This window comes from Calothrix sp. NIES-2100, assembly GCF_963875285.1.
In the GTDB taxonomy this organism is placed as follows: Bacteria; Cyanobacteriota; Cyanobacteriia; order Cyanobacteriales; family Nostocaceae; genus Aulosira.
Genome location: NZ_CAWNLA010000001.1, coordinates 9,449,495 through 9,463,720 on the forward strand (window position 1 = coordinate 9,449,495; position 14,226 = coordinate 9,463,720).

Below are 14,226 nucleotides of genomic sequence, written 5' to 3' on the forward strand. Positions count from 1 at the left end.
CCTAATGCGATGGACAAGTGATAATACATCCTTGTGGCCATATCGATAGCAAGTCTTCTCGCACCCAACCAATCACATTATTGGGGAACTTGATGCGATACCAACGATATTCACCCGCTTTTTGGAACGAATCTTCAACTGTTACCAAATCACCGGACACTGCGCTGTACAGAACCTTGCTGTTTAAGTTAGCAGAGGCACGCACATTAATTGTATACCCGCGCTCCCCAGCTATGGTTGCATAACGCTTCTTACTCGGCTGAAACTTAACTAAATCCCCACGTATCCAACCCTTGGCAGTTCCTTCCACCCTTGGTTGCACATAGTACCAGTAATCGCCTTCATCGCCGTAGGTAATATTCAAAACCTCTACATCACTACCCAATGGTAAGACTTCTTGTACAGATGCTGTCAACGATGCACTGGTTCGCAAATTACTGTCAGTCGTCAAGGTTGCTGGACGAGCCATTGCAGGTAGTACTGTATTCATCAATGTTCCAAAAGTCAACAATCCCACCGTCAACTTTGTTATTAAACCCATAAATTCTCCAAAAAATATTTGATAATCAAAGAATAAAATCAAACTCTCAAGCGACTTTCACTAAATATAAATACATAGGAAATTAGCGATTTTCCGCAAAAGTGAGTTTTTTTGGAGAAGGGTTTTTTCTGGTCAATCAATAATGAAAGAATAGTAGTAGATATACTTAATATATTTTTTGAGTGTTATAATTACAGCAGATTGTACGTAAATAAAATTGCCAGATCCCCGACTTCTTCAAGAAGTCGGGGATCTAAAAAGTAATTACTATTCCGTAAAACTTCAAAAACTAGCGACTAGGGGCTAGAGACAAGGAAGGGAAGGGGACAAAGCCCCATACCCCATGCCCTGGCGGCTGAGCGAAGTCGAAGCCTAATATTAACCAGGCCGCTGTTCAGTTAAAACCTGATAAGCATAATTGAAATCATCAGTAGTAATCCGAATCTCATCAGGAGATGTTTGTCCTTGAGAGCGGAAACGGCGAATAGCTTCCACAGCCGCTTGATTACACAGCAATGTCAAGTCTGCACCATTCCAGCCTTGGGTCATTTCTGCCCAATATTCCAAATCCACATCTTGCAGTGGTCGTCCTTGGCTATGAACTTGCAAGATTGACCGACGGCTGGCTAAATCTGGTAAATCTACTTTCATCTGTAAATCTAAGCGTCCAGCGCGTAATAAAGCTGGGTCGAGGGCATCAGGTCGATTTGTCGCCCCAATTACTAAGATAGTAGTTCCCACCTGTAACCCATCTAATTCGGTGAGTAATTGACCAACTACGCGATCGCTTACTCCTGAATCACCATTATAACTGCCTCTGGCTGGGGCTAAGGTATCAATTTCATCAATAAATACTACACAGGGGTCTGCTTGTCGGGCTTTGGCAAATAATTCCCTTACTGCTTGTTCACTGGCTCCTACCCACCGACTGAGTAATTCTGGGCCGTTGACACCAATAAAATTCGCTCTGGCTTGGGAAGCTACAGCTTTGGCTAATAAGGTTTTACCTGTTCCCGGAGGTCCCCACAGTAATATCCCTTTGGGCGCTAAAGCTTTGGTTTGCAGATACAGTTCTGGATACAGTAACGCCCCTTCTACTGATTCGCGCAAGGTTTGCTTAATTGTGTCTAAACCACCAATATCTTCCCAAGCAATATGGGGAACTTCAACTTCTACACTCCGCAGTACCGCCGGTTTGATTTCTTTGAGTCCCTGTAAAAAATCAGACTGGTTAACTGTCATATTCTCTGGAACTTGCACATCAATCGAAGGAATTTGACGGCGCAAGGCTGTGTAAGCAGCTTTTTGACAGACGGCTTTCAAGTCAGCCCCCACAAATCCCACAGCCCGTTCGGCGATGAAATCCAGGTCAACTGTCTCATCCAAGGGCATAGCGCGGGTGAGAATTTGCAGAATTTCTTTGCGCCCGTTGCAGTCGGGGATGCGAAACTGTACTTCCCGGTCAAATCTTCCCGGGCGGCGCAAAGCTGGGTCGAGATGGTCGGGGCGGTTTGTCGCCGCTAGGACAATTACACCATCGCTGTGGGAGAAACCATCCATCAGTCCCAATAGTTGTGCCACCAAGCGTTTTTCTACTTCGCCTTCTACAGCACTACGGTCTGGGGCCAAGCTATCGATTTCATCAATAAAGATAATACAGGGAGCATTTTTAGCAGCTTTTTCAAAAATCCCCCGCAGTTTTTGTTCAGCTTCACCGTAATATTTGCTGATAACTTCTGGCCCCACGAGGGCGATATAGTTAACGCCAAGTTCTTCAGCTAAGGCGCGGGCGGTGAGTGTTTTGCCAGTACCAGGAGGCCCCACTAACAACACCCCTCGTGTCGGTTCTAGCCCCAGTTTTGCTAGTAGGTCGGGGCGTTTTAAGGGGATAGCAATCAGTTCCTTAAGTTCTTTAAGAACTTCACTCAATCCACCAACATCTTTGAGACTATGATCGGCAGGTGCATTAGGTGGCACAATTGGGTCAGATGCTGGATCATTACCACCACCACCACCAGAATTAGCTGGAGGTTGAGTGCGGAAGCGACTAGTGCCCACATCATTAGCCATATTATTAGGACGCGGCATATTCCCATGACGCGGAATACTGCTCATCGGACGAGAATTAATTTGCACATCTGTCTTAATTTCGCCCTTCTCTACTTTTTCTTCTAGAGTTTTCACTAACTCTAATAACTGCTCAAATCCCTTAAATAATTCACTCATAAAATACCTCCGATAGTTGACTCCAAAAATCCCACTATTTTCTTGGTGACATTCATCTGTTATTGGCAATTAATTCCTCAAATTCAAATAACAGATGTGCTGCACATTGAATTCTCGCCAGTGGCTCTACAGAGCGTGGTAAGCGTGGTAAGCGAATAATTGTTTGTTCAGGAAATAAACTGCCATCAATTTCCGCTTCGGGACTGTAGCGATTCTGTACCACATAGGGTTGATTAACTCCCATCTTTGCCAATGATGCTGTTAATCTTATGTGTTCAGCAATGATTGCTGCTTCTGCCTGAATTACACCAATAAATTGCGTATCCTGGGGATTTTTTAATTTCTTTTGTGCCTGCACAACTTGTTGACGTAAACCTCGCAACCGCCCAATTACATCCACATGACCCAAAACATTTTGATATTTCATCCACAGCTTAAATATCCAGGTTAACCAATCTCCTAAAGCCGATGGCATTTCCAAAAAGCGCAGCAGATGACCTGTAGGGGCTGTATCTAAAATAATTAAGTCTTGTTGGTTGCTGTCTAATAGATCCATCACTGTTACCAGAGATAATATCTCATCAATACCAGGTAAAGCTTGAGACATAATTTGTCGCCAAGCCTCTGGTAAGTAGGCAACATTTACTTGAGAATCTGTTCCTGCTCCCTCACCACTAATCATATCTGCTAATTCCCAGAGATAATCAGCACGGAATTGGTCTAAAACTTTAGTTTCATCAACTTCTTGACCGCTCAAATTAGCAGTTAACATTACAGGCTCATGACCTAAAGTTTGCCCAAAAGCATCTCCTAAAGAATGCGCCGGATCTATGGAAATTACACGGATTTTTTTATGGGGATAATGCTGCGCACAAGCCCAACCGATTGCGGCTGCTACTGTTGTTTTACCTACACCTCCTTTGCCACCAACAATAATTAGTTGACATCCTTTAGCCAAAAAATCCCCAAAATTAGGGAGGATTTTATTCGGCCATTGAATTAATGGTGGTGGTGCAAGTTCAACTCGATCAATGGTTTGAAATTGGGTAGCTAAATTATCTAACAACACCCCACCTAAGGGGAGTACTTGCTGTTGCGGTACAATAAAAACAGGTTTGTCAGGTGCTATTTGTAAGTATTTGTTGAGTAAATTTTGCTGTTCAGCATAACGGTCTTTTTCGAGAGCAGAATCTTTCAAAAACCGATTGATAAATAATCCGGCGTAGGAAATTTCTAAGGTTTTTAAACTAGCTAAAAATCGTTCAGTTTCTAAAAAACACATAGGTTCAGAAATTGCTACGACTAAACAGCCAGTAAATTTTTCATCTTGCAGTAAGCGTCTGCCTTCTGCTAACTGAAACTTCATGTCAACTAAAAAGTTATCAACTTCATCTTCTGTATAACTACCCTTAAAACTTTGGGTAATCACACGATGTTTCTCTTGAAATAATTCAAAGGAATTTAAAATAACATCTAAAAAATCTTTTAATCGTAATAAATTTAATGTATGTCCAGAAGGAGCCATATCTAGAACTATCCGATCTACCTTCTTCTCCGAAAGCAGCCGTTGTATTTCTAACAACCCCATGAGTTCATTTAAACCCGGCCAATTTAAATCCCAAACTGGCGCTAAATCTTCTCCGTCTGCTAAACTCCCCCGCTCAACTAATAATTCTAAAAAGCGGCTATATTTTGCTTTAAATTCTAATAGCAGTTTTTGTGCATCTAATGCCTGAACACTCAAGTTAGGTAAATCGGCTACAGGTAAGGCAATATCTGCCACTTCTGCAAGTAAAACATCTCCTAAAGAATGGGCTGGATCTGTAGAAATTAATAAAATTCTTTCTTGAGGAAACTTTCTTGCCCAATAACGCGCAAAACTGCAAGATATGGTGGTTTTACCAACCCCACCTTTACCGCTAAACATGACTAAATTTAGAGAATCGTAGTTGTTCATCATTCACCTTTAAACTTACAACAGAACTTGTAAATCATCATTAAACAAAGTGATAGGGAGGTAAACCTTCTCCTAAGAAGAAATCCCAAGATGGGCAAGCTTCTTGCCAACTCAAAAATTGTTCTAAAAATAAAGGTTTATCTTGGTCACTGACTAAAATATAAATCTTGATTTCTTCTCCTTTATTTTGAACAATAACGGAAGATTGATAAATCTCTGTAATTAAATTAATCAGACTGGATTTTTCATCAGTCTGTGAAATCATGAAAGTTTTTTGATATTCAAAATACTGTTTTTTCGCTAGAAAATAGTCTCTCCCCCCGCCCACAGTTGATCTTACAGGTTCTTTAACAGTCCGAGGCACTAGTTTTAAATTATATTCAGTTTTTCCTTGAATTTTATCTAATGTTTTTCGGTACTCTTCAGCATGAAATTGTATATGGTTGAGCAAGGTGTCAGAAGAAGCAAAAGAAGTACCAAAACGCAAAGGTAAAACTGTGGTTTGTTGAAATAGTTCACGAATGATGCGATCGTGATCTAACACCATTTTGATCACTTGCTCATCATTATTTTGTACTGATTCTAAAGATAGTCCTTGTTCGACAACGGCTGAAATACCAGAACTATTAATTAAGAATAGCTGACCTGCATGACCTTTTGGTAAATTCAAGGGAATATTAAGGGTTTGACAAAAAGCATAGGTGTAAAGATTTAATGATTCCATTTTTTTAACCAAATCCAAAGGAGTGAGATTTTTATTGATTATTAGACCACCCATAATGACCTTAAATACAAAACTAAGAAATTATTTTTTAGCCTTTACAATCTGATTTTCTTGGTTATAATACAATCAATTGTTCAGGTAAATTCAATGAAAATTATTCGGAATCGCGGTTCTATTAGACCTAAAGTAACTACTATGCCTCGTAGTAAATCTGAAGCGTCTAGTCAATTGGAGCTTTACAAATTGGTAACAGAACAGCAAAGAATTAAGCAGGAGTTGCAGTTTATAGAGCAGCGCACAGTACTTTTAAAACAACGTTTGGGTTCACTCAAGAATCAGATAGCAGAAACAGAAACAGTTATTAATAAATTACGCCACGCTGATTCTCGACCTTCTTCTTTACCCAAGCGCCCTAATATCTTTTTTGAAGCTAAAAATTATCAAGCATTTGAAATAGAATATTGATTTTCCTAGCTTCAATTAATTCGTCAATATCAGTACGCCTAAAATTAAACTATTAACCCGCAAATGCGGGTTTTTAATTGAATCTAAACATTAAAGTCATGTGCTAGAAAGATTAGGGTGATAACACGAGATTTTCATTGTCTTCATATTGGTTATTACCCCGCAATACTTCAGCCAGAACTTTATCGTTTTCCGATTCTGCTATAAAGTAAGTTTGTTCTACTTCATCCTGTTTATCCTCTTCATCTTCTTCATCTTCTAAGGATGCTGCATCTAGTTGAGCTTGCTCTTCCAAAGCTTGAATTTTCAGCAGCAGTTCTTCTTCTTGTTCTTCAAAATCTTCTTCAGAAATTTCGCCAATATCAAAAGAAAGTTGCAGACTTAATAATTGTTTATGCAAATTCTCTTGAGCGTCAAATTCAGTATCAGTACGCTCTTGAATTTGTTCTCCAATCCACATCAGTCCACTAATTGGCCCCATGACTGGGAATAGTAAAATTTTTCCAAGCATACGATAAACTCCAATTAATCAATTTGGGCAAATGTATAAGGTGCGGTGAAATTGTTGTAGCGAATGCGTAAACGGTCACCAAATTTTTGGTCAATAGCTTCGACACGTTGGCTAAATAAAGCTTCGTTATCCCAAGGAATTAAAAAAGCAGCATTGTAAATCATTTCCTCCATCATGGGGTCACTTTCTACAACCTCTTCTGCTAAGGGATTTAGCTCATTAAAGAAAGCTTGAATGACAGCCTCTTTACGAAGTTGTAAATTGCTTTCAATTAATTGGCCAATCTGAATAACTTCCTCCATACTCAAATTTTTGCCTTCCATTTGGTCGCGCTTCTGCTTCAATTCGGGATTAGACAGCATCATTGCTTGTAATTCTGATTTGGTATCCCAAAGAATTTTGACGCTAACTTCTCGTTTACCTGACAATTTTTGAAATAGCTCTCGCAACTGTCTTTCACAAGGTTGGATTAGTTGTGCAATTACTGTTTCCCAATTTTTCACAACTAATCCAAATCTGAGAGGGAGAAGAGTCCGAAACCCTTCCTGCATGGCTTGTTCTAAAACTTTTTCATGACTGATTAAATTTCGGCGAGAAGCTAAGTATTTTTCGTGTTTAGCGTTTGAATATAAAAAAGTAAACCCCTCAACGATTTGACTATAAACAGGTTGGGAATCTAATCCTTTGAGAGCAACTGTTGGCGGAATTGGCTCAGAAAAAATACCGTACAAATAAAGCCCAGCATCCATAAGAAAAGATTATTTTGTAATTACAAAGGTTTTGAAGTTAAAACTAAACGCAATTTCGCGTGAATGAGATCGATTTGCGCAATACCTAAATCTATTTCACCGTCTACAACAATTCCTGTGTTTAAAAGACGGTCTAAGAGTTCTAGTACAGAAGGAGAATTTCCAGTTTGCCCAGGATAATAAGATCCAGCACGCGGCAAAAGACTACCAAGCTCTCCTAAATGTATATTTAGATCTGCTGGATCAATTTCAAAAATCTGACACAAATTTAAAACTTGTTCCTCTAACTTTTGCAAACTTTCTGCGGCTCGCTCTAAGTCAGATTCAGTGAGGCACTCCTGTTCCATACGTCGAATTATTTGAGCTTCCATCAGCTGACGTATTAGTTCCACTACAGTTAAGAGTAAAGGAACTAACCCAGCTTGTTTATTAGCTTGAGAATTGGTAGCTAGCAAATCGTTGGAATTTTCAACTGGAGTGCAAACCATTGCCATGATGCCACCTTTGGGTAATTTATTTTTTGAGTAAACTCAGTCTAGTCATCAAGTTGAGAATTTATTGGCAATGGCAAATTTTCGTCATCGTTGCGTCCATCATCTTCAGCATTTACTGTTAATAGCTCTGGATTGTTTATATTAGCAGTAGTAAGTGAACGTAACTGCGCTTCTAAACTCTCAAGTCGATGCTGAAGTTGTTGGTTTTCCTCAACTAACCGTTGAGACTTACTACTGAGATAAGGGTCATTTTCCCACCAATTAATACCAAGTTCTTTGGCTTTATCAACGGAGGAAATTAACAAGCGAATGCGGATATGAATCAGTTCGGTGGAGGCGATAGATATGGAAATATCACCAGCAATCACAATTCCCTTATCTAAAACTCTTTCGAGAATATCTGCCAAGGTAGAACCTTGGGTAGATGTGGTAATAGCTCGACTGGAGTTAGATTGAGAACGTGTTGGCAGGATGGGTGTGGTAGTCACGATAAATTAGACTCTTGAATGATATAAACACGGCCTTTTTTAATCACTAAGCTTTTTGTTGAAAGCCTCAATTGGGATTGTCGCTTAACAAGCTTTCGTCTAGAGTGACAGGTTCGGCGATCGCTTCTGTTTGCGGCTCTGCTTCACTAACTATTTCCGTCTCAGCCACATCATAGGGGTCACTGTTATCTACTGGCTCTACTGATGGTGAATTTGCGTGTAAGTGGTTGAGTAATTCTAGGAACACAGTTGTCGATTCGCTTGCAGTTAATTTTGTCCGATTGAACAGAACATCTGCACAAATTTCTCGAAAATCTGAATTTTCTGGTGTGACCACAATATCGTGTTCTGCACAGATCTTAGCAATGATCAAACAAGACCGTAATCCAGAAGTCTTTTCTCCACCAGTTACCGATCGAAATGCTTTGACTAATCGCACAACTAGCTGAGAATATTCGTGATTTAGTCCTGTTTTGTGGGTTAATATTTCGGTCTGAGTTAGCTCATCTGGTTCTGGCATATTAATAGTTACCAGTCGATCCATTAAAGCATCTTGAGTAGCATGAACTCCACAATATTCTTCGGGGTTGGAGGTAAAAATAGCCCGGAATTTAGGATGAACATGTAAATATTCTGGCTGATTACTGCTAGGAGGAAGGGTCAGAATTTTTTCTTCTAAAGCTGAGAGCAAAACGTTATTAACTTCCGGTCTTGAACGGTTAAATTCGTCATAGACCAAAGTTAAGCCTTCCCGACAGGCTAAAGTTAGCCGAGAATCAACCCAATTTTGTTTGAATTCATCTTCGACTTTGAGAACGCTGTGAATGTAATTATCTAATAATTTTTTGTGCGTGTAACCAGATTCACTACCGATTAAATCAGAACTCTTAAATTCGTCATCTCCGAAAATCAACATGATTGGTCTATCTAGACAGTTGGCTAGATGCATGGCTAAGGTCGTTTTTCCTGTTCCCGCTGGGCCACGTAAGTGAATTGCAAATCCTGAAGTGAGATAACGCAGCGCCCGAATTGCTACTCGCTCAATAGCAGGTGTGATGACAAACTGGCCAGGACGGACACGAAGAACGGCTCTTTTTTTATGATTTTCGGTGTTAGTCATAAGTTGATGATGATGGGCAGAAAAATTTACAAAAATAACAGAAATTAGATGCGATTTATGCATCTATGTGCTACGATGGTGATAGAAACTATAAATAACCCTCTATCGGTTGTTTGGATGATTAAAACTCGTTAGAGTTATATATTGTTCACTGGTAGAAAAGAGGTAAAAAAGAGGTTGTCAGTGTTTTTTGCTGAAGCCTTGTCATCAGTGACAATATATGTTATTTATGTTTCGTGCTAAAACTCATTGTTGAATTTGACTACCCCCTGGTCTTACCAGTTTTTACCTGGAAGATTAGGGGGTTTTACTATTGGTCCCTGTTCTTCAACAGATAAACTCCTTTTGTTCGGAGCATTAATTAACCAATAGATATGCCAAAAATGCTAGCAAACAAATCTTGGCGGAATTGGTGTAACTGTTGTCTTTGTTCTTGAGCTTGCGCCATTCTTTGTTTAGCAGTATCTGACAAAAACTCTTGGGTATTTTGCTCCATTTCCTTGTGGAATTGGTACAGATTTTCTGCTTGCTGTTTAGCTTGCGCCATTCTTTGTTTAGCAGTATCTGACAAAAACTCTTGGGTATTTTGCTCCATTTCCTTATGGAATTGGTACAGATTTTCTGCTTGCTGTTTAGCTTGCGCCATTCTTTGTTTAGCAGTATCTGACAAAAACTCTTCAGTGTTTTGCTCTAATTCCTGATGGAATTGGTGCAGATTTTCTGCTTGCTCTTTAGCTTGCGCTTTTCTTTTAGCTGTGGTCGCGGACAAGAATTCTTGAGTATCTTGAAATAGTTGAGTTACTTCCTCAGCTATTCCTTGATGCTCTTGCCTGATTCTTATCATTAAAGGAGTCATGAGGTTCTCCGCAATAAAACTAAATCATCGTGAATTAACTACATCCACTGCATATAACTTATTGCAGTGAATGTAGCTCAAGGAATATCTGCTCTTTTCTTTTTATCTTTTGGATCAGCTTGGTTGCAGCAAATCCAGATAATCAGAAAAAAGCAGACTAAAGATCAGAATCTCAACCCAAAAATTCTGATTTTGAATGCTGCTTAGTTATTAAGCAGGTACTGCGGCTGACTGAGTTAAACCAACAGCTTCTGCATATTTCAAGTAGGTTTCAACAGAAGCGATAACGATCCGAGCTTCAATAGCTAGTAGTTCAATACCTACGAGGGAAACACGTACCCAAGCATCTACAACGATACCTTTGTCTAGGATACGGTCAATAACTTCTGCCAAGCTGGAGGAAGAATTAGTTTTTTCGACTGCCATATGATTGCACCTTAATTTGGTTGTGGTTTGTGTTTGCTTTGGACAAGGTTTAAACAATAGAATTAGTTAATTGCTAATTCTATTGTTTTTCTATCTACTTAATAATTAAGCAGGTACTGCGGCTGACTGAGTTAGACCAACAGCTTCTGCATATTTCAGGTAGGTTTCAACAGAAGCGATAACGATCCGAGCTTCAATAGCTAATAGTTCAATACCTACGAGAGAAACACGTACCCAAGCATCTACAACGATACCTTTGTCTAAGATGCGATCAATAACTTCTGCCAAGCTGGAGGAGGAATTAGTCTTTTCAACTGCCATTTTTTTGTACCTTAAACTCATTGTTGTCGTTTTGAAGATTGATTGGCTTTCGCTTTTCTCAATCTCTGCAACTATCCTATTAACACCTGCTTCAAATGTAAAGAGCATTACAACATAAATAATGTAAACAAATATAACAATGTTTAAGAAAATACACTGTGAATACTTAAAAATGTTTAAATTGTTTGATTTAAAAATAGCTTGCTGTATTTGACTTGTAAGTTTTTTACTGTATCTTGTCTATTTTGTATAAGTTAAGGTTGTTACAAAACTCAGAATGAAAATATCAGCGTAAACATCACTCACTCTTATATAGTGCGATCGCTCTTCAATTTCAGTGTAACTACGGATACAAAATAGTCAGTTACATGAAATAGGATGATGGCAACAATTATCATTGTCTAGAACAAATGTTTAAGGAAGCAAACCCCGATCCAGTCCGGCAAGAAGCTTTAGCCGGCTTAATAGCTCATTTGGTGCAACAAGGCCATCCACCTCAATATGCTCAATTGATGGCAACTTCAATTATTTTTCAGACAGACCTAGATTTAAGGAATGCCCAAATTGCTAGCCTTTTAACTTGGCTGCAACAGGAACATGATGATATCTATTCCTCTGCTGTTGGTGTAGTTGAACAAACCCGTGAAGAATTTGAAAAACGAGTTCAACGTGGTTGAGTTAATATCTCTATTTGCTTAGTGTGATAAAAATCGATTCATTTCACACTCATTATTAATCATTGGAGATGAGGGTTAGGAAATTAGATAGCCATCCTATTTCATTTGTGAAAGCCATCATTGCTAGCTATTATTTGACTACAGTTGACAGTCAACAGTTCGTAAGGGATATTTCCTAAATAATTTAGGATTGGTATAGTCATTTTCAATTGTGTAGAATATCTATCTTTTGTGAGAGCACAACCGCCGTTGTGCTTTTACCGTTTGTAGCCGCAGTCAAATCAAAGGGGCAGTAAATTCCAGTAGAGAATTAGTTTAGGTAGTAACTAAGGTTGGTAGGATAGGGAAAAGGCACAGATTGTGGCCGTACTGAAAAGTTGTTGTTTGCTATGACTAGTCTGGAAATTGCTTCTCCCCTGATTGCGATCGCGCAAAAAACCCGTTCCTCTGCTTTTAAGCTGGCTGTTCTCTCGACTGAGGCAAAAAATCAAGCTATTGAGGCGATCGCAATCGCTTTAGAATCGGCAAAGGATGAAATCTTGCAAGCTAATATTGCGGATTGTAAAGCTGCTACTGCTGATGGTATTGCCAAACCCTTGTATAAAAGGTTGCAGTTGGATGAACATAAATTAAGAGATGCGATCGCGGGAGTGAGAGACGTAGGCAAACTAGCCGATCCTGTAGGTAAAGTCCAGATTCACCGCGAACTCGATACAGGCTTAGTTCTCAAGCGGATTACTTGCCCTTTAGGCGTTTTGGGGATTATTTTTGAAGCCCGTCCCGAAGCAGCAATTCAAATTGTTTCTTTAGCTATCAAATCCGGTAATGGTGTAATTCTCAAAGGTGGTAAAGAAGCAATACGTTCTTGCGAAGCGATTGTCAAAGCAATTAAGCAAGGTTTAGCACCCACTGCTGTTAGCCCAGATGTAGTACAGTTGCTCACAACCAGGGAAGAAACTTTAGAGCTTTTAAATTTAGATAAATATGTAGATTTAATTATTCCCAGAGGTTCTAATTCTTTTGTCCGGTTTGTTCAGGACAATACCCGCATTCCCGTACTGGGTCATGCCGATGGCATTTGTCATCTATATATAGATCAAGCAGCGGATATTGCCAAAGCGGTTAACATTACTGTTGATGCCAAAATTCAATATCCCGCAGCTTGTAATGCTATAGAAACTTTGCTAGTTCACGCCAGCATTGCCCCAGAATTCCTACCCAAAGTTGCCACAGCATTGCAAGAAAAACATGTGGAATTAAGAGGTGATGGCCGCACTGTTAAAATTTTGCCTCATATTAATAGTGCCACAGCAAAAGATTGGGAAACAGAATATAGCGATTTAGTTTTGGCAATTAAAATTGTCGATTCCTTAGAAGAAGCGATCGCCCATATTAACGAATATGGTTCCCGCCATACAGAAGCAATCGTCACAGAAGATTTAGCCGCTGCGGAAACCTTTTTAGGATTTGTCAATGCAGCGGGAGTGTACCACAACTGTTCTACCCGCTTTGCCGATGGTTTCCGTTACGGTTTTGGCGCAGAAGTCGGAATCAGTACTCAACAAATGCCTCCCAGAGGCCCTGTTGGTTTAGAAGGATTGGTAACCTATAAATATCAAATGACAGGCGATGGTCATATTGTAGCTACCTACACTGGAGCGAATGCTAAGTCATTTACTCATCAGGATTTAGTGTGAACTTGGGCATTGGGGAGCCAGTGCCGTGGGCGGGTTTCCCGACTTGAGGCAACTGGCGTCATTGGGCATTGGGCATTGATGATTTCTGTGCGTCCCCGTGTCCCCGTGTCCCCGCGTCTCCCTCATCTCCCTCATCCCCCCTAGCCCCTACTTAGCCGCTGTCTCCTCTGCGCCCGTATAACCAGTAGCTACCCAAAGTATAGCTCTAGCGCCATCACGGAAAGTTTTTTCGATAGGTTCCGACGTTTTCGGTGATGGAACTGACACAGCTTTAAATTTGATCCCCCGACTACCCAAAACAATCTCACCAATGACACAAGCACGACGCATGTGGAAGTCGGAAGTAATTAAATAAACACTCTGGATGCCATGAGCTTGCAAATCATCGACTAAGGTTGTAAAATTAGTAACTGTATCTACAGCTTCATAATCCAAGTGTAAACGGTCGGGATCAACTCCTGCTTTAGCAAACACCTTTTGAGTCGATCTCGGTGGACTACCACCACTAATCCAAATTGGTAAATTTGGATGCCTCTTAGCAAAATTTGCTGTAAATTTCTCGCGCTCTAAATTTTTCGTGGAACCGCCTAACACTAAAACTGCTTGCGGTTGGACAATTTGACTTTTAATTTCCTTGTATCCCCACCACATTAACAGCGGTACGACACAAGTCATAAAGCGAAAAGATTTACCTGTAAACAATAGCTTATTCAAGGCTCTATTACTTCGTCTACGGATTTCAAAATTTCTCTAACGAGAAGGAAAAAATAACTATGTAAAGCAGCAGTGTTTCCCAAAACCGACCCAAATCGAAATTTGGCGATTTTTCTGGTAATTCTGGTAAAAACTCAATTAACGTGAGTTCGATGAATGTGGTTTGGCTTTTGTGCGATCAAAGTAGAAGCAGAAAACCCCGATTTTTAAATTACTTCTTCCTTTCCTCCCAGTTTAGGAGGTTAGGTAGGAGAGGACTG

The 14,226-nt window shown here is 39.9% G+C and carries 16 protein-coding genes; 3 read left to right on the forward strand and 13 right to left on the reverse strand.

The window, feature by feature from the left end:
* Position 1 precedes the first annotated feature (1 nt).
* The 4 genes from AACU32_RS38470 to AACU32_RS38485 form a co-directional block, all read right to left on the reverse strand.
* Positions 2-541: an SH3 domain-containing protein gene (locus tag AACU32_RS38470; RefSeq protein WP_096607475.1), complete on the reverse strand. Its 540-nt coding sequence runs from the start codon at positions 539-541 to the stop codon at positions 2-4.
* A 378-nt stretch (positions 542-919) separates the two neighbouring features.
* The gene (locus tag AACU32_RS38475; protein WP_096607476.1) at positions 920-2,767 is read right to left on the reverse strand and encodes an AAA family ATPase; all 1,848 of its coding nucleotides are present in this window, start codon (positions 2,765-2,767) and stop codon (positions 920-922) included.
* 52 nt (positions 2,768-2,819) lie between these two features.
* Positions 2,820-4,727 carry a TRC40/GET3/ArsA family transport-energizing ATPase gene (locus AACU32_RS38480; protein ID WP_096607477.1) on the reverse strand — a complete coding sequence of 636 codons (1,908 nt, stop codon included), beginning with the start codon at positions 4,725-4,727 and terminating at the stop codon, positions 2,820-2,822.
* Between the two features lie 37 nt (positions 4,728-4,764).
* Positions 4,765-5,448 (reverse strand): GvpL/GvpF family gas vesicle protein, encoded by a 684-nt coding sequence (locus tag AACU32_RS38485; protein WP_096608361.1) that lies wholly within the window; start codon positions 5,446-5,448, stop codon positions 4,765-4,767.
* 147 nt (positions 5,449-5,595) lie between these two features.
* On the opposite strand from AACU32_RS38485, the gene AACU32_RS38490 reads away from it, so the two are divergent.
* Positions 5,596-5,913, forward strand: coding sequence for a gas vesicle protein (locus AACU32_RS38490; protein WP_096607478.1), 318 nt, complete (start codon positions 5,596-5,598; stop codon positions 5,911-5,913).
* Positions 5,914-6,025: 112 nt separating this feature from the next.
* Here AACU32_RS38490 and AACU32_RS38495 read toward each other — a convergent pair whose 3' ends face one another.
* The 8 genes from AACU32_RS38495 to gvpA (AACU32_RS38530) all read right to left on the reverse strand — a co-directional run bounded on the left by AACU32_RS38495 (position 6,026) and on the right by gvpA (AACU32_RS38530) (position 10,878).
* The gene (locus AACU32_RS38495; RefSeq protein ID WP_096607479.1) at positions 6,026-6,424 is read right to left on the reverse strand and encodes a gas vesicle protein GvpG; all 399 of its coding nucleotides are present in this window, start codon (positions 6,422-6,424) and stop codon (positions 6,026-6,028) included.
* A gap of 14 nt (positions 6,425-6,438) precedes the next feature.
* The gene (locus tag AACU32_RS38500; protein WP_096607480.1) at positions 6,439-7,173 is read right to left on the reverse strand and encodes a GvpL/GvpF family gas vesicle protein; all 735 of its coding nucleotides are present in this window, start codon (positions 7,171-7,173) and stop codon (positions 6,439-6,441) included.
* Positions 7,174-7,193: 20 nt separating this feature from the next.
* Positions 7,194-7,661 carry a gas vesicle protein K gene (locus AACU32_RS38505; RefSeq protein ID WP_096608362.1) on the reverse strand — a complete coding sequence of 156 codons (468 nt, stop codon included), beginning with the start codon at positions 7,659-7,661 and terminating at the stop codon, positions 7,194-7,196.
* A gap of 47 nt (positions 7,662-7,708) precedes the next feature.
* Positions 7,709-8,155, reverse strand: coding sequence for a gas vesicle protein (locus tag AACU32_RS38510; RefSeq protein ID WP_096607481.1), 447 nt, complete (start codon positions 8,153-8,155; stop codon positions 7,709-7,711).
* 67 nt (positions 8,156-8,222) lie between these two features.
* The gene (gene gvpN, locus AACU32_RS38515; protein WP_096608363.1) at positions 8,223-9,275 is read right to left on the reverse strand and encodes a gas vesicle protein GvpN; all 1,053 of its coding nucleotides are present in this window, start codon (positions 9,273-9,275) and stop codon (positions 8,223-8,225) included.
* Positions 9,276-9,636: 361 nt separating this feature from the next.
* Positions 9,637-10,131 (reverse strand): gas vesicle protein GvpC, encoded by a 495-nt coding sequence (gene gvpC / locus AACU32_RS38520; RefSeq protein WP_096607482.1) that lies wholly within the window; start codon positions 10,129-10,131, stop codon positions 9,637-9,639.
* A gap of 210 nt (positions 10,132-10,341) precedes the next feature.
* Positions 10,342-10,557, reverse strand: coding sequence for a gas vesicle structural protein GvpA (gvpA, locus tag AACU32_RS38525; RefSeq protein ID WP_045871251.1), 216 nt, complete (start codon positions 10,555-10,557; stop codon positions 10,342-10,344).
* A 105-nt stretch (positions 10,558-10,662) separates the two neighbouring features.
* Complete coding sequence (gene gvpA, locus AACU32_RS38530) at positions 10,663-10,878, reverse strand: gas vesicle structural protein GvpA (RefSeq protein WP_045871251.1); 216 nt, start codon at positions 10,876-10,878, stop codon at positions 10,663-10,665.
* A 410-nt stretch (positions 10,879-11,288) separates the two neighbouring features.
* On the opposite strand from gvpA (AACU32_RS38530), the gene AACU32_RS38535 reads away from it, so the two are divergent.
* The gene (locus tag AACU32_RS38535) at positions 11,289-11,555 is read left to right on the forward strand and encodes a hypothetical protein (RefSeq protein WP_096607483.1); all 267 of its coding nucleotides are present in this window, start codon (positions 11,289-11,291) and stop codon (positions 11,553-11,555) included.
* A gap of 389 nt (positions 11,556-11,944) precedes the next feature.
* The gene (locus AACU32_RS38540) at positions 11,945-13,252 is read left to right on the forward strand and encodes a glutamate-5-semialdehyde dehydrogenase (protein WP_096607484.1); all 1,308 of its coding nucleotides are present in this window, start codon (positions 11,945-11,947) and stop codon (positions 13,250-13,252) included.
* Positions 13,253-13,399: 147 nt separating this feature from the next.
* Here the strand turns inward: AACU32_RS38540 and AACU32_RS38545 are convergent, their stop codons facing one another.
* On the reverse strand, positions 13,400-13,927 hold the full coding sequence (locus AACU32_RS38545) for a YdcF family protein (protein WP_096607485.1): 528 nt from the start codon (positions 13,925-13,927) through the stop codon (positions 13,400-13,402).
* Positions 13,928-14,226: the final 299 nt, after the last annotated feature.